The 20305-nt window shown below is 63.6% G+C and carries 17 protein-coding genes and 1 pseudogene; 9 read left to right on the forward strand and 9 right to left on the reverse strand.

Annotation, left to right across the window (positions count from 1 at the left end):
- A pseudogene (locus tag JaAD80_RS30730) lies at positions 1 to 335 on the forward strand (hypothetical protein); the annotation flags it as partial.
- A gap of 156 nt (positions 336 to 491) precedes the next feature.
- Here JaAD80_RS30730 and JaAD80_RS14405 read toward each other — a convergent pair.
- A complete protein-coding gene (locus JaAD80_RS14405; protein ID WP_102294958.1) occupies positions 492 to 1637 on the reverse strand; it encodes an MFS transporter in 1146 nt (381 codons plus the stop codon).
- A 284-nt stretch (positions 1638 to 1921) separates the two neighbouring features.
- On the opposite strand from JaAD80_RS14405, the gene JaAD80_RS14410 reads away from it, so the two are divergent.
- The 7 genes from JaAD80_RS14410 to JaAD80_RS14440 all read left to right on the forward strand — a co-directional run bounded on the left by JaAD80_RS14410 (position 1922) and on the right by JaAD80_RS14440 (position 10258).
- A complete protein-coding gene (locus JaAD80_RS14410; protein WP_102294960.1) occupies positions 1922 to 2689 on the forward strand; it encodes a gamma-glutamyl-gamma-aminobutyrate hydrolase family protein in 768 nt (255 codons plus the stop codon).
- A 67-nt stretch (positions 2690 to 2756) separates the two neighbouring features.
- The gene (locus JaAD80_RS14415; RefSeq protein WP_035822563.1) at positions 2757 to 4127 is read left to right on the forward strand and encodes a glutamine synthetase family protein; all 1371 of its coding nucleotides are present in this window, start codon (positions 2757 to 2759) and stop codon (positions 4125 to 4127) included.
- 12 nt (positions 4128 to 4139) lie between these two features.
- Positions 4140 to 5600: an aspartate aminotransferase family protein gene (locus tag JaAD80_RS14420; protein WP_102294962.1), complete on the forward strand. Its 1461-nt coding sequence runs from the start codon at positions 4140 to 4142 to the stop codon at positions 5598 to 5600.
- A 195-nt stretch (positions 5601 to 5795) separates the two neighbouring features.
- A complete protein-coding gene (locus JaAD80_RS14425) occupies positions 5796 to 6944 on the forward strand; it encodes an ABC transporter ATP-binding protein (protein WP_102294964.1) in 1149 nt (382 codons plus the stop codon).
- Between the two features lie 7 nt (positions 6945 to 6951).
- Complete coding sequence (locus tag JaAD80_RS14430; RefSeq protein WP_102294966.1) at positions 6952 to 7893, forward strand: ABC transporter permease subunit; 942 nt, start codon at positions 6952 to 6954, stop codon at positions 7891 to 7893.
- Positions 7890 to 8735, forward strand: coding sequence for an ABC transporter permease (locus tag JaAD80_RS14435; RefSeq protein WP_102294967.1), 846 nt, complete (start codon positions 7890 to 7892; stop codon positions 8733 to 8735). The genes JaAD80_RS14430 and JaAD80_RS14435 overlap by 4 nt, the downstream gene beginning before the upstream one ends.
- Positions 8736 to 8770: 35 nt before the next feature.
- Entirely contained in the window at positions 8771 to 10258 is a 1488-nt protein-coding gene (locus JaAD80_RS14440) for an aldehyde dehydrogenase (protein WP_102294969.1), read from the forward strand.
- Positions 10259 to 10369: 111 nt separating this feature from the next.
- Here the strand turns inward: JaAD80_RS14440 and panB are convergent, their stop codons facing one another.
- The 6 genes from panB to JaAD80_RS14470 form a co-directional block, all read right to left on the reverse strand.
- On the reverse strand, positions 10370 to 11245 hold the full coding sequence (gene panB, locus JaAD80_RS14445) for a 3-methyl-2-oxobutanoate hydroxymethyltransferase (protein WP_175533282.1): 876 nt from the start codon (positions 11243 to 11245) through the stop codon (positions 10370 to 10372).
- Between the two features lie 108 nt (positions 11246 to 11353).
- On the reverse strand, positions 11354 to 11833 hold the full coding sequence (gene folK, locus JaAD80_RS14450) for a 2-amino-4-hydroxy-6-hydroxymethyldihydropteridine diphosphokinase (RefSeq protein WP_258002999.1): 480 nt from the start codon (positions 11831 to 11833) through the stop codon (positions 11354 to 11356).
- 8 nt (positions 11834 to 11841) lie between these two features.
- Positions 11842 to 13218: a polynucleotide adenylyltransferase PcnB gene (gene pcnB / locus JaAD80_RS14455; protein ID WP_102294972.1), complete on the reverse strand. Its 1377-nt coding sequence runs from the start codon at positions 13216 to 13218 to the stop codon at positions 11842 to 11844.
- Entirely contained in the window at positions 13211 to 13882 is a 672-nt protein-coding gene (locus JaAD80_RS14460) for an HAD family phosphatase (protein ID WP_102294992.1), read from the reverse strand. The genes pcnB and JaAD80_RS14460 overlap by 8 nt, the downstream gene beginning before the upstream one ends.
- Positions 13882 to 14550 (reverse strand): DnaA regulatory inactivator Hda, encoded by a 669-nt coding sequence (hda, locus tag JaAD80_RS14465; RefSeq protein WP_034788687.1) that lies wholly within the window; start codon positions 14548 to 14550, stop codon positions 13882 to 13884. The genes JaAD80_RS14460 and hda overlap by 1 nt, the downstream gene beginning before the upstream one ends.
- A gap of 200 nt (positions 14551 to 14750) precedes the next feature.
- A complete protein-coding gene (locus tag JaAD80_RS14470; protein WP_102294973.1) occupies positions 14751 to 15833 on the reverse strand; it encodes an AI-2E family transporter in 1083 nt (360 codons plus the stop codon).
- A 187-nt stretch (positions 15834 to 16020) separates the two neighbouring features.
- Between JaAD80_RS14470 and purM the strand changes: the two genes are divergently transcribed.
- Positions 16021 to 17064: a phosphoribosylformylglycinamidine cyclo-ligase gene (gene purM, locus JaAD80_RS14475; protein ID WP_034788683.1), complete on the forward strand. Its 1044-nt coding sequence runs from the start codon at positions 16021 to 16023 to the stop codon at positions 17062 to 17064.
- A gap of 63 nt (positions 17065 to 17127) precedes the next feature.
- Here the strand turns inward: purM and JaAD80_RS14480 are convergent, their stop codons facing one another.
- Both JaAD80_RS14480 and JaAD80_RS14485 read right to left on the reverse strand, forming a co-directional pair.
- Positions 17128 to 18450 carry an MFS transporter gene (locus JaAD80_RS14480; protein ID WP_102294975.1) on the reverse strand — a complete coding sequence of 441 codons (1323 nt, stop codon included), beginning with the start codon at positions 18448 to 18450 and terminating at the stop codon, positions 17128 to 17130.
- Positions 18451 to 18610: 160 nt separating this feature from the next.
- Entirely contained in the window at positions 18611 to 20227 is a 1617-nt protein-coding gene (locus JaAD80_RS14485) for a GMC family oxidoreductase (RefSeq protein WP_102294977.1), read from the reverse strand.
- Positions 20228 to 20305 lie beyond the last annotated feature (78 nt).

The raw sequence follows: 20305 nt of genomic DNA on the forward strand, positions 1-20305 counted from the left end.
CAGCACCACCAGCACCGCCGCCGCCACCGGCGCCTGCCACGGCGATGCGCGAGCAGATGGAGCAGCAGGCCGCCATGCAGGCCGAAGCCAGCATGCAGCGCCAGGCGCCGGTGCAGCGTGCGCCAGCCATGTCCGCTCCCGTGGCGGCACGCGCCGCGCCGCTGCCGCCGCCTGCAAGGCTCGACGCTTCCGTATGGCTGGTGAAAATCGACGCGCTGCTCAAGGCGGGCGAGGGCGCGCTGGCGCAGCAGGAATGGGCCGCGTTCAGGCAGGCGTATCCCGATTATCCGGCGGCCGAGGAATTGCGGCAGCGGCTGGAAAAGCAGAAGCAGTAGCGAGTTGATGCGCTACCTGAACCCGCAGGCAAAGAGCTGGGGTCAGTCACTTCGTGATCGTCATGTCCCCCATCGGGGGACATGACCCCTGCAGGGGCTGACCCCGGAATCGAAGAATGGCAGCGGCGCCCGGAAAAGCCTACACGGTAGCGAAGGCTAGACGATGCCCTTCCTGCGCTCCCACACGGCGCTGCCGACGAAAATGGCAGCGCACACCCACATCACGGCCGGCAGGGCGTTTACGCCTACCGACTGCATCAGGACGCCCGTCAGCAGGGGACCGCCGCCGCTGGTGATGCCCCAGGTGGCATTGACGATGGCGCTGGCGCTGGTCAGCGACAGTCCCGTAAAACGTTCGCCGCAGGCCACCAGCGCCAGCATGTAGATGCCGCCCGCCGCCGCACCCAGCAGCAACAGCAAGGTCCACCACAGCCACGGCGTGCCGACAGCGAACGGCAGCAGCGGCAGCAGCAGGCAGACGGCCACGCCGCAGCCCGCGTGCACCCTGGCGCGGCCGAAGCGGTCGGCCATCCAGCCCAGCGCGAATTGCAGGCCCGTGTCACCCACCAGCACCACGGTGGCCGACAGCAGGGCCAGGTCCGTGCCGATGCCATGCTCCATCGCATACAGGGGCAGCAAGCTCAATGCCAGGGTATCGAACAGGGCGAAGAAGGCGGCGCCCAGCACGATCATCGGCATGCGCGGCAGGATCAGGGTCCACTTCACGCCATGTTCTTCCGGCTCCTTTTCCGGGCCGCTGTTCGAGATCAGCATCAGCCCCGGCACGGCCAGCAAGAACAGCAGGCCGCAGGCGGCGAAGCTCCAGGAAATCTTGTCGTTGAACAGGGCCACGAGGGCGGGACCGATCAGCTGGAAGAAGGTAAAACTGGTGGTGTACATGGCCACCACGCGCCCCCGTGAATTGTCCGGCGCCAGCCGGTTCACCCACGCCTCGCCGATGGTAAACAGCACGCCCATGGCGCCGCCGAACAGGAAGCGCAGCACGCTCCACGCCAGCAGATGGTCGGTGAATTGCATGGCGATCGTCGCCAGCGACGCCGCCCAGACGGCGCCCAGCATGGTGGCGCGCGCGCCGAAACGGCCGACCCAGCCCGAGACAAATGGCGAGGCGGCCAGGATGCCCAGGGCGCTGACGGCCGTGATCATGCCGATGATGTCCGTGCCGACGCCGCGCTGGTGCAGGGTCAGTGCGGTGAGCGGCATGGTGGCGCCCAGGCCCAGCCCCACCACGCCGATGCTGACCACGAGGGCAAAGAAATCGCGCCAGGGCATGTGCTTCATGGCTGCCCCCTCGGGACGGAAAAGGTGTTCAGGAAGGCTGGAATACGGTGTGGATGCATGGGAACGTGGTCAACTTTGCCTGCGGCGCTGGTGTTTGGCGCCGGACGGGCATATGATGATTTTATCAAGAGCAATATTGCAAAGCCGTAGTGTAGGCGATGTGCGCCACCGCTGGCCATGCCCATGCGTGTGGCCGCCATTTGCGGCTCTGCTGTACAGTGAAGCGAGCGGCAGCGCTGTCATGGTGCTGTCATTGGATCGTCACGCCAGCGAGGTAGCACTCTATGCGCCGTCCCATCGTTCTCGTCCCCGCCTGCCAGCGCCAGCTTGGCAATCACGCCTGGCATATGGCGCAGGACAAATACCTGCACGCCGTGCTGTACGGCGCCGGCTGCATGCCGCTGTTGCTGCCCGCTTTTGGGGCGGAAGCGGACCAGGAAGCGGCGCTGCACATCGCCGATGGCGTCATGCTGACCGGTTCCGCCTCGAACGTCGATGCGCGCCTGTACGGCGAAGACATCCTGCATCCCGAGCTGCCGCAAGACCCCGCGCGCGATGCCACCACCTTGCCCCTGATCCGCGCCGCGCTGGCGCGCCAGCTGCCCTTGCTGGCCATCTGCCGCGGCTTCCAGGAAGTCAACGTGGCTCTGGGCGGCAGCCTGCACCAGGCCGTGCACGCCGTCCCGGGCATGATGGACCACCGTGAAAACGTCCTCGATTCCCTGGAGCGCCAGTACGCGCCCGCGCACCGCATCAAGCTGATGCCCGATGGCTTGCTGTCACGCCTGCTGGGCGGCGAGAGCGAGATGATGGTCAATTCCCTGCATGGCCAGGGCGTCGCCCGTCTGGCCGATGGCTTGCTGGTGGAAGCGCTGGCCGACGACGGCCTGGTGGAAGCGTATAGCGTGGCCAGCGCCGCCGGTTTTACCCTGGCCGTGCAGTGGCACCCCGAGTGGCAGGTGGAAGACAATGCGCAGTCCATGCGCCTGTTTGGCGCCTTCGGCCAGGCGTGCCGCGATTACCAGGAACAGCAGCATAGAAAGAAAGAATGACAGGCGCACCGCACCAGTATCACGCGGTGCTTAATCAGGAAAAGCGCAAGACCAACGAGAGGGAAACATGGCAATACGCGAAAATTTCACTTATACGGACATGGATTTGTGGCTCAATGAAAAGCGCGTCACGGAAATCGAATGCCTGGTCCCCGACTTGACGGGCGTGGCACGGGGGAAGATCCTGCCGCGCGGGAAATTCACCCAGGAGCGCGGCATGCGCATCCCGGAAGCCGTACTGGGCATGACGGTGACGGGCAATTACCCGGTCGACGATGGCGGCTATGACCGCGCCATTTCCAGCACCGACCGCGACATGATTTTAAAGGCCGATCCCACCACCATCACGATGGTGCCATGGGCTACGGACCCCACCGCGCAAGTCATCCATGACTGCTATTTCGCCGATGGCGCGCTGGTCGATTTCGCTCCCCGCTCCGTGCTGCGGCGCGTGCTGAAACTGTATGCGGACAAGGGCTGGAAACCGGTGGTGGCGCCGGAGCTGGAGTTCTACCTGACGGCGAAAAACACGGACCCGGACCTGCCCCTGAAGCCGCCAATCGGGCGCAGCGGCCGGGCCGAGACGAGCCGCCAGGTGTACAGCATCGATGCCGTCAACGAGTTCGACCCGCTGTTCGAGGATATCTACGATTACTGCGAACTGATGAACCTTGACGTCGATACCCTGATCCACGAGATCGGTGCGGGGCAGATGGAAATCAACTTCCTGCACGGCGACCCGCTGGGCCTGGCCGACAAGGTGTTTTTCTTCAAGCGCACCTTGCGCGAAGCAGCCCTGAAACACGACATGTACGCCACCTTCATGGCCAAGCCGATGGCGGGAGAACCCGGTTCGGCCATGCACGTGCACCAGAGCGTCGTCGACGCGAAGACGGGCTTGAATATTTTCAGCAACGAGGACGGTTCGGCCGCGCCCATTTTCAAGCACTACATCGCGGGCTTGCAGCGCTACATGCCATCGGCCATGGCCATCGTCGCGCCGTATGTGAATTCCTACCGCCGCATCGTGCGCCACACGGCCGCGCCCATCAACATCCAGTGGGGCCTGGACAACCGCACGGTGGGTTTCCGCGTGCCCGAATCGGGGGTGCAGGACCGGCGCGTGGAAAACCGCATCATCGGCGCCGACGCGAATCCCTACCTGGCCCTGGCCGTCACCCTGGCCTGCGGCTACCTGGGCATGACGGAGCAGCTGGAAGCGACGCCGATGATGGTGGGCAGCGCCTACGACATGAAATTCGAGCTGCCGCAAGGCTTGCCCGAGGCCCTGCAGCTGCTGCGCGCGGAAGACAAGCTGCGCACGGTGCTGGGCGAGCGCTTCATCGACGTGTATGCGGCCATCAAGGACCTGGAGCACCAGGAGTTCATGACGGTGATCAGCCCCTGGGAGCGCGAACATTTACTGTTGCATGTCTAAGAAAGGAACTGCATGAGCACATCCAGCAATCCGCTGGCGCCAAGCGCCGCATTGGTCTCCTCCGTGGCGCAGAAAAACGCGGCGCCGCAGGTGTACGATACAAACGCCATCCAGCAGATGGACTCGGCCCACTACCTGCATCCATTCACCGATTTCCAGGATCTGGCCAGCAAGGGCGCGCGCGTGATGGTGCGCGGCGACGGCGTCTATCTGTGGGATAGCCAGGGCAAGAAAATCGTCGACGGCATGTCGGGCCTGTGGTGCGTCAACGTGGGCTATGGCCGCACGTCGATCTCGCAAGCCGTGTACCGGCAGATGGAGACGCTGCCTTTCTATAACAGCTTCTTTGGCACGACCAACGTGCCGGCCGCGCAGCTGGCGGCCAAGCTGGCGCAGATATCGCCGCCGCAGTTCCAGCACGTGTTCTTCACCAGTTCCGGCTCCGAAGGCAATGACACGAATCTGCGCATGGTGCGCCGCTACTGGGACATCCTCGGCTACAAGGAACGCCACACCATCATCAGCCGCCACAACGCGTATCACGGCAGCACGGTGGCGGGAGCATCCTTGGGCGGCATGGACGGCATGCATGCGCAGGGCGGCATGCCGATACCGGGCATCGCGCACATCGGCCAGCCCAATTATCTGGAGTCGGGCCATGGCTTGACACCGGAAGCCTTCGGCTTGAAGGCGGCCGGCTGGCTGGAAGACAAAATCCTGGAAATCGGCGCCGACAAGGTGGCCGCCTTCATCGGCGAGCCGGTGCAGGGCGCCGGCGGCGTCATCATCCCGCCGTCGACCTACTGGCCGGAGATCCAGCGCATCTGCGACAAGTACGGCATCTTGCTGATCGCCGATGAAGTCATCTGCGGTTTCGGCCGCCTGGGCCGCTGGTTCGGCTCCGAACTGTTCGGCATCAAGCCCGACCTGATCACGTTTGCCAAGGGCGTTACCTCGGGCTATGTGCCGCTGGGCGGCGTGCTGGTGGGTGACAGGGTGGCCAAGGTCTTGATCGAGCAGGGCGGCGAATTCACGCATGGCTTTACCTATTCGGGCCATCCCGTCGCCTGCGCGGCGGCGCTGGAAAACATCCGCATCATCGAAGAAGAGCAGCTGGTGGCCAAGGTGGCGGACGACACAGGGCCGTACCTGAAGCAGTGCTTCGCCAGCCTGGGCGAGCATCCGCTGGTGGGCTATGCGGACAGCTGCGGCCTGGTGGCGGGCCTGAACCTGGTGCGCAAGAAGGGCGCCACCGTGCACGACAACGAATTGTTCGACGAAAGCCAGGGCGTGGGCATGATCTGCCGCGGCCACATGTTCGACAATGGCGTCATCATGCGCGCCGTGGGCGAACGCATGATCGTCGCCCCGCCGCTGGTGATGACGCGCGCGCAGATCGATGAGATGGTGGGCTTGATACGGCTGTGCCTGGACAAGACGTATGCGGAGGTGAAAGCGAAGGGCTGGGTTTAATTCTGAGCTGGCTTAAATACCGGGGTCAGACCCGCCGGGTCTGACCCCGGCCTTTGCCGTTGGGTTTTTGCCCAAATAAGCAGCATCTATGCATTTTTTGGACCGCAATCGCGGCAGTTCCGCTAAACTTCCATCTTGGCCGCTCCATTAGCGGCCAGTTTTTCATTTTGACACCCTCTTACCCAAAGCACCCACATGACGATAGCAACACCAGCCGCGTCGGCCAGCGACGCCCCAGCGCCTTTTTTGCTGATTGATCAACTGGTCAAGGAATTCGATGGCGTGCGCGCCGTCAACGATATTTCCGTGACGATCAACAAGGGCGAGATCTTCGCCTTGCTGGGCAGTTCAGGTTGCGGCAAGTCGACCCTGCTGCGCATGCTGGCCGGCTTCGAGACGCCGACCTCGGGCAGGATCGCCCTGGCGGGCAACAGCATCGTCGATGTGCCGCCGCACCAGCGTCCCATCAACATGATGTTCCAGTCGTACGCGCTGTTTCCCCATTTGTCCGTGTGGGACAACATCGCCTTCGGGCTGCGCCGCGATGGCTTGCCGAAAGCGGAAGTGGCGGCGCGGGTCGAGCAGATGCTGGCGCTGGTGCAGCTGGGGCAGTATGCGAAGCGCAAGCCGCACCAGCTGTCGGGCGGCCAGCAGCAGCGCGTGGCGCTGGCGCGCAGCCTGGCCAAGCGGCCGCAATTGCTGCTGCTCGACGAGCCGCTGGGCGCCCTGGACAAAAAACTGCGCGAGCGCACGCAGATGGAACTGGTGAACATCATCGAGCAGGTGGGCGTCACCTGCGTGATGGTCACGCACGACCAGGACGAGGCCATGAGCATGGCCACGCGCATCGCCGTCATGAGCGAAGGACGCATCCTGCAGGTGGGCGCGCCCGGCGAAATCTATGAAACGCCGAACTGCCGCTTCGTCGCCGACTTCATCGGCAGCGTGAACCTGTTCGACGGCCACATCACGCAGGACGAACCCGACCACGTGGTGATCGCCACGCCCGATGGCGAGCACTATGTCTCGCATGGCATCACGGGCAACCTGGGCATGGATGTGTCGGTGGCCGTGCGCCCCGAAAAAATCGGCATCCAGATCGCGCCACCTTCCCTGGAAGAGCGCGCGTCACCAAAGGAACACGGCTACAACTGCGCCCAGGGCGTGATCGTCGCCATGGCGTACTTTGGCAATGAAACCAGCTACCACGTGCGCCTCGACAGCGGCACGGTGGTGAAAGTCTCGCGCACCAACGCAGCCCGCCACGACGCCGCGCGCCTCGAGCGCGAACAGCGCGTGTGGGTATGGTGGGACGGCGCCGACATCGTCGTGCTGACCAGCTGAGGCCATCATGACGTCTATTCTGCACATGTTGCGCGGTCTTGTGACCCTGCGCTGGATAACGGGGAAAAACGCGGGCCGCAACGCCGTCATCGCCGTGCCGTCGCTGTTCCTGGCGGCCGCTTTCCTGGTGCCCTTCCTGATCGTGCTGCGTATCAGCCTGTCCGACATGGACACGGCGGGCAGCCCGTTCGGCGGCTTGCTGTCGTATGTCGACGGCATCGTCGTGCTGAAGGTGAAAATCGCCAACTACCTGTTCATCGCCGCCGATGAACTGTATCTGCTCACCTACCTCAGTTCATTGAAGTACGCGGCCATCACCACGGCCATTTGCCTCTTCATCGGCTACCCGTTCGCCTACTTCATGGCGCGCGCCAGGCCGTCCATCCGTCCCGTGCTGATGATGCTGGTGATGCTGCCGTTCTGGACCTCTTTCCTGCTGCGCGTGTATGCGTGGAAGGGCATCCTCGCCAACCATGGCTTGCTCAACGACCTGCTGATCGCGCTCGGTGTCATTCAAGAACCGCTGCACATGATGAATACCTCGTTCTCGCTGGTGGTCGGCATGGTGTACGCCTATTTGCCCTTCATGATTCTGCCCCTGTACGCCAACCTGGTGAAAATGGACATGCGCTACCTGGAAGCGGCGGCCGACCTGGGCGCCACGCCACTGCAGGCGTTCTGGCGCATCACCGTGCCCCTGTCGAAGTCGGGCATCATCGCCGGCGCCATGCTGGTGTTCATTCCGTCCGTGGGCGAATACGTGATCCCCGAGCTGCTGGGCGGCCCGGAAACCCTGATGATCGGCCGCGTGCTGTGGGATGAATATTTCACCAATAACGACTGGGCCATGGCGTCGTCGGTGACGGTGCTGGTGGTCTTGCTGATCCTCGTGCCGATGGCCATTTTTAACAAATACAAGACGGACCAGGACGCGGGGGAGCGCACATGAACGGACGTACTTTCCTGCAGCGCTGGTTCGGCCGCGGCTGGCTTTCGCTCGGCTATCTGTTCCTCTACCTGCCCATCATCGTGCTGATCGTCTTCTCGTTCAACAGCTCGCGCCAGGACATGGTCTGGAGCGGCTTTTCGCTGCGCTGGTACAGCGAGTTGATGAGCGATACGGAGATCATTTCGGGCTTCGGCCTGTCGCTGAAGATCGCCTTCATGTCGGCGACATCCTCCGTCATCCTCGGCACCTTTGCCGCTTTTGCCTTGACCAGCTACCAGCGCTTCCGTGGCCGCACCGTGTTTTCCGCCATGGTCAGCGCACCTTTGGTGATGCCGGAAGTGATCATCGGCCTGTCGCTGCTGCTGATGCTGGTGTCCATGCAAAAGGTCTTCGGTTTCCCCGAGCGGGGCGTGCTGACCATCTGGCTCGGCCACACCCTGCTGGGCATGGCGTATGCGGCCGTGGTGGTGCAGTCGCGCCTGCAGGAAATGAGCAAGTCCCTGGCCGAAGCGGCCATGGACCTGGGCTGCCGCGCGCACCAGGTGTTCTTCCTCGTGACCCTGCCGAACATCACGCAGGCCTTGGCCTCGGCCTGGCTGCTGACGTTTACCCTGTCGCTGGACGACGTGGTGTTGTCCGCTTTCCTGTCCGGTCCCGGTTCGACGACGATGCCGCTGGTGATCTTCTCGCGCGCGCGCCTGGGGCTTGACCCGCGCGTCAACGCCATCGCCGCGCTGACCATCCTTGTCGTGACCATCGCCGTGATCGCGTATGCCGTGATGCTGGCGCGCGCCGACCGCAGACGGCGCAAGCAACTGTCCGCGGCGTATTTGGAAGACTAGAGTAAGCTGGCGTTTTCACCTTGCAGGAGACGACCATGACGGAAAACACCAGCTGGCATGCGCGCGCCGCAGCGCTCACGATCGATGGCCGCGCTGTCATCAATGGCGAGCGCACAGGGGCCGTATCCGGCCAGACCTTTGATAATCACTCGCCCATCGACGGGCGCTTGCTGGGGCAGGTGGCTCGCTGCGACGGCGTCGACGTGGATGCGGCCGTGCTGGCCGCCCGCGCCGCCTTCGACGACCGCCGCTGGGCCGGCAAGTCGCCGGCGCAGCGCAAGCGCATCTTGATCAAGTTCGCCGACCTGGTGCAGCAGAACGGCCCCGAGCTGGCCCTGCTGGAAACCCTGGACATGGGCAAACCGATCAAATACAGCCAGAGCGTGGACGTGGGCGCCACGGCCAGCTGCCTGCGCTGGTATGGCGAGGCGATCGACAAGGTCTACGATGAAATCGCCCCCACTCCCGCCAACAGCCTGGCCCTGATCACGCGCGAACCGGTGGGCGTCGTCGCCGCCATCGTGCCATGGAACTACCCGATGATCATGGCCGCCTGGAAGATCGCGCCCGCCCTCGCGGCCGGCAACAGCGTGATCCTGAAACCGTCCGAAAAATCGCCGCTGACGGCGCTGCGCCTGGCCGACATCGCGCTGCAGGCGGGCGTGCCGCCCGGCGTGTTCAATGTGCTGCCCGGTTATGGCAGCGAGGCGGGCGCCGCGCTGGCGCTGCACATGGATGTCGATTGCATCGGTTTTACGGGTTCCACGCGCACGGGGAAACTGATCGTGCAGATGGCGGGCCAGTCGAACCTGAAACGGGCGTGGACTGAACTGGGCGGCAAGTCCGCCAACATCGTCTGCGCCGATTGCCCTGACCTGGACAAGGCCGTGGCGGCCGCCGTCGGTTCCATCTTCTTCAACCAGGGCGAAAGCTGCAACGCGCCTTCGCGCTTGTTCGTGGAAGAATCGATCAGGGAAGAATTTGTCGCCAAGGCGCAGGCCATGCTGCCCCGCTACCAGCCTGGCGACCCGCTCGACGAAGCCACCGTCATGGGCGCGATTGTCGACGCCACGCAGATGCAGACCGTCATGGGCTATATCGCGTCCGGCAAGAACGAAGGCGCGCAGCTGCTGGGTGGCGGCGAGGCCGTGCGCCTGGAGACGGGCGGCTACTATGTGCAGCCGACCATCTTCGGCGTGGATGCCGGCATGACGATCGCGCGCGAAGAGATCTTCGGCCCTGTGCTGTCCGTGCTGGGCTTTACGGATCTCGCCGAGGCGATCCGGCAGGCCAACGCCACGCCCTACGGCTTGCAGGCGGCCGTATGGACATCGGACATCAGCAAGGCCATCCAGACCTCGCGTGCCCTGCGTGCCGGTACCGTGCACGTCAACCAGTACGATGGCGACGACATCACCGTGCCGTTCGGCGGCTACAAGCAGTCGGGCAACGGGCGCGACAAGTCATTGCACGCGCTGGACAAGTACACGGAATTGAAGACGACCTGGATACAGGTGGGGTAGGGGGAATTGTTGGCGTGAAACCGGGGGCAGACCCGCCGGGTCTGACCCCATATTTTGCCGCCGTAGGTCGGCTTAGCGCGCCGCGCGTAAGCCGACATAAAACAAGCTACATCAGAAGCAGTGTTCCAGCGCCGGGAAGCTGCCATCCTTGACGGCTTTCACGTAGCCGGTGACGGCGTCGTCGATGCTGGCCGCGCCTTCCATGAAGTTGCGCACGAAGCGCGCTTTGCGGCCTGGGAACACGCCCAGCATGTCGTGCATGACGAGCACCTGGCCCGAGCAGTCGGGGCCTGCGCCAATGCCGATCGTCGGTATCGTCAGCATGTCGGTCACTTCCTTGCCCAGCTGCGATGGCATCGCTTCCATCAGCACGATGGCCGCGCCCGCGTTTTGCAGCGCCAGCGCATCGTTCTTCAGTTCGGCGGCGCTTTCCGTGCTCTTGCCCTGGACTTTATAGCCGCCCAGCTGGTGTACGGATTGCGGCGTCAGGCCGATATGCGCGCAGATGGGGATGCCGCGTTCGGTGAGGAAGCGGACGGTCTCGGCCAGCCAGGCGCCGCCTTCGATCTTGATCATGTGCGCGCCAGCCTGCATCAGGATGACGGCGTTGGCGTACGCCGTTTCAGGCGTGCCGTACGCGCCGAACGGCAGGTCGGACATGATCATGGCCGACTTGCTGCCGCGCGCCACCGACGCCGTGTGATAGGCCAGTTCGGCCACGGTGACGGGCAGGGTGGAATTGTGGCCATTGCAGACCATGCCGAGCGAATCGCCGATCAGCAGGATCTCCACGCCGCAGCGGTCCATCAGGGACGCGAAGCTGGCGTCATAGCAGGTCAGCATGGTGATCTTTTCACCGGCGGCGCGCAGCGTGGCCAGGGTATGGATGGTCACGGCCTTGTTGGCGACAGGCTTGGATGGCGCCGGCGCCGGTGTGGCGGCCTTGTCTTTTGCGGCCAGATCGGTTCCTTGCAAATAAGCGGACATAGGTATTCTCTAGAGTGAAAGGGGGTGATGCGATTGCGACGCCGCTAGTGTAGTACTTTATGCGGCGTGCTGCAGGAGCGGCATTGTAGAGGATGGAAGCGAAACTGGTCAGAGCCTGCTGATGGCCTGATCGGCCACGGCGGCCAGGAAGTCCTGCGCCGCTCCGAGTCCGGGCACGGCGATGGCGGGCGCCAGCGCCAAGAGCGGCACCAGCACGAAGGCGCGCTCGGTGATGCGCGGATGCGGCACCGTCAGGGTGGCGCTGGCGATCTGCTCGTCGCCGTACAGCAGCAAGTCCAGGTCCAGGGTGCGCGGGGCATTGCGGTAAGGCCGTTCGCGCCCGTGCGCCGCCTCGATGGCGTGCAGGGCTTGCAGCAGTTCTTCGGCCGGCAGGGTGGTGCTGATGCGCGCCACGGCGTTGATGTAGTCGTCGCCGCTCGAATCGATGGGTGCCGTGCGGTAGCTGGCCGAAGCATCGACCAGGGACGCGCCGGGCAGGCGCGCCAGGCGCGCGATGGCATCCTGCACATTTGCGCGCGCGTCGCCCAGGTTCGCGCCGATGCCGATGTAGGCGGTAACCGGCTGCATGACTGCGCTCATTCGCCGCTGGTGCTGCCGGTGGTGGTGCCACCGCCCGTGCCGGACTTGCTGCGCGTGCTGCGGCGTGGCGGACGCTTTTTCTTGACGGCGCCCGGTGCGGCATTCGCGCTGACGAGCAGTGCTTCGCGCGTTTCCTCGTCGCCTTCATAGAAAGCCGTCCACCATTCGCCGATGTCCATGTCGATCTCGCCCGAGGCGCAGCGCAGCAGCAGGAAGTCGTAGCCGGCGCGGAAGCGCAGGTGCTCGAGCAGCTTGTACGGCGCCTTGCCGACGCGGCGCTCGAAGCGCGGCTGCATCGACCAGATGTCGCGCATGTCGGAGCCGATCTTGCGCTGCAAGGCCAGTTTTTCCGTCTGCGAATCGAGCACGTCGTCGGCCGCCAGGTGCAGCGCGGGGATCGTCGATTCGCCGGCGGCGCGGTAGGCCGTCCATTTTTCCAGTACCTGGTGCCACAGCAGCGAGGCAAACAGGAAGCCCGGCGAGACGGTCTTGCCGGCGGCGATGCGCTGGTCGGTGGCGTCCAGCGCCAGGGTGACGAATTTCGCGCCCAGCGGCTGCTCCAGCACCACGTCGAGCAGTGGCAGCAGGCCGTGATGCAAGCCTTCCTTGCGCAGCTGCTGCAGGCAGGCCAGCGCGTGGCCGCTCATCAGGAGCTTGAGCATCTCGTCGAACACGCGCGGCGCGGGCACGTTGTTGATCAGCGGCGCCATGATGGGGATCGGCGCGGCCGTGTGCGGCTCGATGGTGAATTTCAGCTTGGCGGCGAAGCGCACCACGCGCAGCATGCGCACGGGATCTTCGCGGTAGCGCTCTTCCGGCTTGCCAATCATGCGCAAGGTCTTGGCGCGGATGTCTTCCACGCCGCCGTGGTAGTCCAGCACTTCCTGCGTGGCCGGGTTGTAGTACATGGCGTTGATGGTGAAGTCGCGGCGCAGCGCGTCTTCGTGCTGCAGGCCGAAGGTGTTGTCGCGCAGGACGCGGCCATGTTCATCCTTGGGCGCGGAATCGGCGCCGGCGCCGCGGAAGGTCGTCACTTCCAGCAGGTCCTGGCCGAACATCACGTGCACGATCTGGAAGCGCTTGCCGATGATGAAGGCGCGGCGGAACAATCGCTTGACCTGTTCCGGCGTGGCGTTGGTGGCGATGTCGAAGTCTTTCGGCTTGACGCCCAGCAGCAGGTCGCGCACGGCGCCGCCGACGACGAATGCTTCAAAGCCTGCTTCCTGCAGGCTGCTGGTGACGCGGATGGCATTCGACGACACCAGTTTCGGGTCGATTCCGTGTTGCGCGGGACCGAGCACGACGGGTGCCGTGGTGTCGCGCGCTGCCTCTTTTTTAACGCCGAGGATCTTGCGGATGAATTTTTTAATCATTGAATAAGTGGAGTGATGGCCAGCCGTGGAGGGATGCGTGTGCTGTCAACGCGGCATTGGGATTGGTCGCGACAGGGTGGGTCACGACCGACAGCAGGGGAATGTCGTTGTGCGAATCGCTGTAGAAGTAGCTGCGCTCGAACTGCCCCAGTTCCTTGCCCATTTTTTCCAGCCAGGCGTGGGTGTGGGTCAGCTTGCCCGCGCCCAGGGTTGGCGTGCCCAGCAGCTTGCCCGTGACATTGCCTGCGTCGTCATATTCGGGCATGGCGGCCAGCAGGTGCTCGACGCCCAGGGCTTCGGCGATGGGCTTGGTGATGAAATGGTTGGTGGCCGTGACGATGGCCAGCAGGTCGCCCGCGTCCTGGTGCTGCTTGAGCAGGGCCACGACTTCGGGGCGGATGGCCGGCATGACCACTTCGGCCATGAACTGGCGGTGCAGCGCTTCGAGGCGTTCGCGCGGAAATTGCGCCAGGGTGCCAAGCGAAAATTCCAGGTATTCGACCGGGTCGAGCGTGCCGGCCTGGTATTGCGCGAAAAATTCGTCGTTGCGGCGGGTGAATTCGGCGGCGTCCACGGCACCGATGCGTACCAGGAATTCGCCCCACTCGTGATCCGAGTCGATGGGCAGCAGGGTGTGGTCGAGGTCAAACAGGGCCAGATTCATCATTCTTTCGCTTCCGCCTGCAGCAGCTCGCGCAATAAAGGCAAGGTGATCGGGCGTTGGGTTTCCAGGGAGTAGAGGTCGAGAGAGTCCAGCATCGTCGACAGCGAACGCATGTCGCGCCGGAAATGGGACAGCAGATAGGGTAACACGCCCGGCGACAAGGTCAAGCCGCGGGTGGTGGCCGCCTGGGTCAGGGCGGCGATTTTTTCATCGTCGGTCAAGCCGTGGATCTGGTAGATCAGGCCCCAGCCCATGCGCGTGCGCAAGTCTTCGCGCACGGGCAGCACGGCCGGCGGCACGGCGCCGCTGCACACCATATAGGCCTTGTTGGCGCGGATTTCGTTGAACAGGGCAAAGGCGTCGATCTGCGCCAGCGGCGAGAGTTTTTCGCAGTCGTCGAGCAGGTACAGGTCGACGTCGGGCGAATACACGAATTCGGACTCGATCGAGAAGGGCGAAATGTAGCGCGCGCGCTCGGTGCTGGCCAGGGCCTTGAGCAGATGGCTCTTGCCGGCGGCCAGTTCGCCCCACAGGTAGGCAAAATGCTCGCGCGACGTGCGCGCGGCGAACTGGCGCATCAGCTGCGCCACTTCGGCATTCTGTCCCACCTCGAAGGTATCGAGGCTGTGCGCCTGGTCTGTGCCTAAATCGAGCACCAGTTGTTTCATGGCGTACGCCTTGTCCTGTTTTTCATTACTGCGTATGCGTCGTCGTCGCTGTTGTTAGTTTAACATTTTTTGTGTCGGGTGCCTGACAGAAGCGTAGCGAGCGGCAGCGATTTGTGGCCGAGAAGCGCAACCGTACTTTAGTACGGTGAGCATCGCCGGCCGCAAAGTGCGACGCGCAGTAGCTTATGTCAGTCACCTTGTCATGCATTATAGAAGGTGCTGGACAGGTAGTGGCGTCTTAGATGCTTAAAAGCGACCATCAGGATGGCAGAAGCGGGTAAAGCAAGCAAAACGCCGACGAAACCAAACAGTTGCCCGAATGCCAATAAGGCAAAGATCACGGCCAGCGGGTTCAAGCCGATGCGTTCGCCCACCAAGCGCGGCGTGAGGAAAAAGCCCTCGATGACCTGGCCGCAGCCATAGATGACGGCCACGGCGATCACGCCGCTCCAGTCGGCGAACTGCAGCAGGGCGGCGATCAGCGCCAGCATCAGGCCCAGGCCGAAGCCCAGGTAGGGGATGAACACCAGCAAACCCGTGATGATGCCGACAGGCAACGCCACTTCGAAGCCGGCGATGGCCAGCGCCACCGAGTAATACGTGGCCAGCACCAGCATCACCAGCAACTGGCCGCGCAGGTATTGCGCCAGCAGGGTGTCGACTTCCTGTGCCATGCCCACCGTGCGGCCGACCCAGCGGCGCGGCACGGCGCCGGCGATGCGCGCCAGCAGCGGATGCCAGTCCAGCAACAGATAAAACAGCACCACGGGAATCAGCACCACGGTGGCCAGCCAGCCCAGCACGGCCGTGCCGCCGATGCGCGCCGAGGCCAGCACCGTGCTCCAGATTTCATCGCCGCTGGTGGCCATCTGCTGGCTCAGCATGCGCTTGATGCCCGTGCCGTCGAGGCGCACGCGGATGCCCAGGTCGCGCAGTTTCGGCGCGAGGAAGTCGTTGGCCTTGCTGAGAAACTGGGGAATCTGTGCCTGCAGCAAGGGGATTTCCTTTTGCAGCACGGGCACGACGATCAGCACCAGCGCCGTGATGGCGAGGAAAAACAACACCACGACGATCAGCACGGCCAGCGGCCGGGGCAGGTAAAAACGCTTGTAATGCAGGCGCTGCAGCCGGTCCACGCCGGGATTGAGCACGTAGGCGAGGATGGCGCCGGCCAGGAAGGGCGTCAGGATGGGGCCTAGGCTGACCAGCAACAGCAAAAATGCCAGCCAGACCGCGATCCAAAATGCTGTTTGCTTCTGTTCGGCGGTGATCGGGAATGGCATGTAGTTTGGGCTGTTGCGTTAAAAAAAGGCAGTTAATTACGAAATAGCGGGGCAGTTTGATAAAATAGCGTCTTGATCGACCGAATTCACCGGCTGGCCGCCTGTCGCAGGATGTCAAAAACATCCACGCGCGCGCGTGCTGGCGGGTATCCGCCTTCTATTTTACCGCCTCCGCTGCCACCACACCATGAACCAGACTTCTAATGTTTCCCTTTCCTACCGTGACGCTGGCGTCGATATCGACGCAGGCGACGCTTTAGTCGAAGCAATCAAGCCGTTTGCCAAGCGCACCCTGCGCGAAGGCGTGATGGGCGGCCTGGGCGGTTTTGGCGCCATGTTTGAAATCAGCAAGAAGTACAAGGAACCGGTGCTGGTCTCCGGCACCGACGGCGTGGGCACGAAACTGCGCCTGGCGTTCGAACTGAACCGCCATGACACGGTCGGCATCGACCTGGTCGCCATGAGCGTCAACGATATCCTGGTGCAAGGCGCCGAGCCCCTGTTCTTCCTCGACTACTTCGCTTGCGGCAAGCTGGACGTGGCCATTGCCACCGACGTCATCAAGGGCATTGCCCAGGGTTGCGAACAGGCCGGCTGCGCACTGATCGGCGGCGAAACGGCGGAAATGCCAAGCATGTACCCGGCCGGCGAATACGACCTGGCAGGTTTTGCCGTCGGCGCCGTGGAAAAATCGAAAATCATCGACGGCACCAAGATCGCCCCGGGCGACGTGGTGCTGGGCCTGGCCTCGTCGGGCGTGCACTCGAACGGTTACTCGCTGGTGCGCAAGATCATCGAAGTGGCGAAACCGGACCTGGAAGGCGACTTCCATGGCCGCAAACTGGCCGACGTGCTGATGCAGCCGACGCGCATCTACGTCAAGCCATTGCTGGCACTGATGGACGCCATGGAAGTCAAGGGCATGGTGCACATCACCGGTGGCGGCCTGGTGGAAAACATCCCGCGCGTGCTGCAGCCTGGCCTGGTGGCCGAACTCGATTCGAAGGCATGGACCATGCCACCGCTGTTCACGTGGCTGCAGCAGCACGGCGGCGTGGCTGACGCCGAGATGCACCGCGTCTTCAACTGCGGCATCGGCATGACCGTCATCGTCTCGCAGGAAAACGCCGACGCCGCCATCGCCCAGCTGCAGGCGGCCGGCGAAACCGTTTCGCGCATCGGCACCATCCGCGCCCGCGTGGGTGACGAGCACCAGACCATCGTGATCTAAGTTGTCGCACGCATAAAAAAGCAGGCACTCGCGAGAGGCCTGCTTTTTTTACGTCCGGAGGTCTTACCTTGCGTGCGCCGGCTTCATGCGGCCATCCGGCTGCGAGCCTCCTTTGCCGATCATGGCCACGCTGACGGCCGAGACGAGGGAGGCGAACAGGATGTAGCCGACGATGTGCCATGGTTCGCCATTGCCTGTTTTCAGCAGGTAGGTGGCGATGATGGGCGTCAGGCCGCTGGCGAAGATGCCCGAGAACTGGTAGACGAAGGAGATGCCCGTGTAGCGCACCTTGGCGTCGAACAGGTCGCAGAACAGGGCCGCTTCCGGGCCGTACACGGCCGAATACAGCACGCCCAGCGGGATGATCACGGAGCACCACAGCAGCAGCGGATTGTCGGCGTGGTTGAGCATGATCCAGAAGGCGGGAATCGACGATACGCCCGTGATCAATGAGCCCCAGAAAAAGACCTTGGTGCGGCCGATGCGGTCCGACAGGCGGCCGAAGAACGGAATGCAGAAGCACATCACGACGGCCGATGCCATTACCCCCATCAGCGCTTCCGTGCGGTCGATCTTGATGGTGTTGGTCAGATAAGTGATGGAAAACACGCCGAAGATATTGAAGAACACGCCGTCGATATAGCGCGCGCCCATGCCTTTCAAGACATTGCCCGGATAGCGTTTCAGCAAATCGAAGAACGGGATCTGCGTCTCCGCGTTCTTTTCCTTGACGGCCTGGAATTCCGGCGTTTCCATCACGTTCAGGCGTATCCACATGCCGATGAAGACGAGGGCCGCCGACAGGATGAAGGCGACGCGCCAGCCCCAGGACAGGAACTGCGTATCCGTCAAGGTGTACGAGAGGATCGCCACCACGCCGGACGCGAGGCACAGGCCGATGGCCAGGCCGATCTGCGGCAGGCTGGCGTAGAAGCCGCGCTCTTTTGGCGGCGCATATTCATACGCCATCAGCACGGCGCCGCCCCATTCGCCCCCGAGGCCGATACCTTGCAGCACGCGCAGGAACAACAGCAGGCCCGGTGCCCAGTAGCCGATATGGTCGTAGGTCGGCAGCACGCCGATCAGGAAGGTGGAGATGCCCATGATCATCAGGGTCATCACCAGCATGCTCTTGCGGCCGATCTTGTCGCCGAAGTGGCCGAAGATCACGCCGCCGATGGGGCGCGACAAGAAGCCTACCGCAAAGGTGCCGTAGGCCAGCATGGTCGAGACGAGCGGATCGCCGCCCGGGAAATACAGCTTGCTGAACACGATGCCGGCGACGACGCCGTATAAAAAGAAGTCGTACCACTCGATGGTGGCGCCGATCACGCTGGCCATCACGACTTTCCGTAGCTCTTTGGCTTTTTTCGGATTGTTGTCCATATCTAGTCTCCAATCGATATCGATTATGTATTTTTTTTAGATGCTTGGGTTACAACCACCACGCTGCTGGCGCGGTGGCCGGTGAAACAGGGGCGGGCCGGTCTGCCTGCCGCTGGCATCCTCCTTGGTCGGGTGGAATGGGGAAGGCGCGGCGCGCCGGCTAGGCTGCCCTGGGCAGGCGCACGGCGTCCGTCAGGATCATGTCAGCGGCTTTTTCGGCGATCATGATGGTGGGCGCGTTGGTATTGCCCGAGACGATTTCCGGCATGATCGACGCATCGACCACGCGCAGGTTCTGCAAGCCGTGCACACGCAGGCGCGCGTCGACGACGGCCATGGCGTCATGGCCCATCTTGCAGGTGCCGCTGGGGTGGTAGATGGACTGGCTGAAGCGCCGCGCCGCGTCCAGCAGTTCGGCGTCGCTCTGGAACTGCGGGCCGGGCACGAATTCGGCAATGATGTGCGGCGCCAGCGACGGCGCGGCGGCGATCCTGCGGGCCACGCGCAGGGCGGCAATTGCCGTCTGCTGGTCGCGCGGATCGGACAGGTAATTCGGGTAGATGCCAGGATAGGCGAGGGGATCGGCGGACTTGATCGACACGTGGCCGCGGCTGTGCGGGCGCAGCTGGCACACGGACGAGGTAAACGCGGAAAACGGATGCGCGCCTTCGCCCGGCTTGTCGGCGCTCAGCGGCTGCATGTGGAACTGGATGTCGGGCCGCTCCACGTCGGGCGAGGACTTGGTAAACACCGTCACCTGGCTGGCCGCCAGGGTCAGTGGCCCCGAGCGCGAAAACACATATTGCATGCCCACCCACAGCTTGCCCCACAGGCTGTTGACTTCATCGTTCAGGGTTTTCAGCCGCGTCTTGAAGACCAGGCGAATTTGCAGATGGTCTTGCAGGTTCTGTCCCACGCCGGGCAAGTCGTGCACCAGCGGCACGCCCACGTTTTCCAGCAGGGCGCGCGGTCCGACGCCCGAGCATTGCAGGATCTGCGGCGAGCCGATGGCGCCCGCGCATAAAATCACTTCGCCGCTGGCGCGCGCCTGGCGCAGCTGGCCATCCTGGCGGAATTCGACGCCGACGGCGCGCTTGCCCTCGAACAGCACGCGGGTAATTTGCGCGCGCACTTCCACGCGCAGGTTGGCGCGCTTGCGGGCCGGGCGCAAGAAGGCCTTGGCCGTGCTCCAGCGCAAGCCCTTGCTGGCCGTCTGCTGGAAGTAGCCGACGCCTTCCTGCGTGGCGCCGTTGTAATCGGCATTGAAGGGGATGCCGCTTTCCGTGGCGCCGGCAATGAAGTGCTCGGCGATGGGACGGCGCAGGCGCAGGTCCGACACTTTTAATGGACCACCGACGCCGTGGTAATCGCTGGCGCCCCGTTCCTGGTCTTCCGACTTCTTGAAATACGGCAGCACTTCGGCATAGCTCCAGCCCGGGTTGCCCAGTGCGGCCCAGCGGTCGTAGTCTTCCTTCTGGCCGCGTACGTACAGCAGGCCGTTGAGCGAGCTGGAGCCGCCCAGCACCTTGCCACGCGGCCATTGCAGCTGGCGCCCGGCGATACCGGCGTCCGCCTCCGTGCGGTAGCACCAGTCCAGCTTCGGGTCATGCATGGTCTTGAAATAGCCGACCGGCACGTGTATCCACGGATTGTTGTCCTTGCCGCCCGCTTCCAGCAGCAAGACCTGGTGATTGCTGTCGTGCGACAGACGGTTGGCCAGCACGCAGCCGGCGGAACCGGCGCCGACAACGATGTAATCGTAGTGTGTTTGCAACATTGCTCTTGTCTCCTGCGTTGCGGTATCTCAGCTGCCTCGACGGGCATTTTTTGCGATACACTGGTCTTTATTGGTTAT

Origin of the sequence: Janthinobacterium sp. AD80 (assembly GCF_002878455.1) — a bacterium.
GTDB lineage: Bacteria > Pseudomonadota > Gammaproteobacteria > Burkholderiales > Burkholderiaceae_D > Janthinobacterium.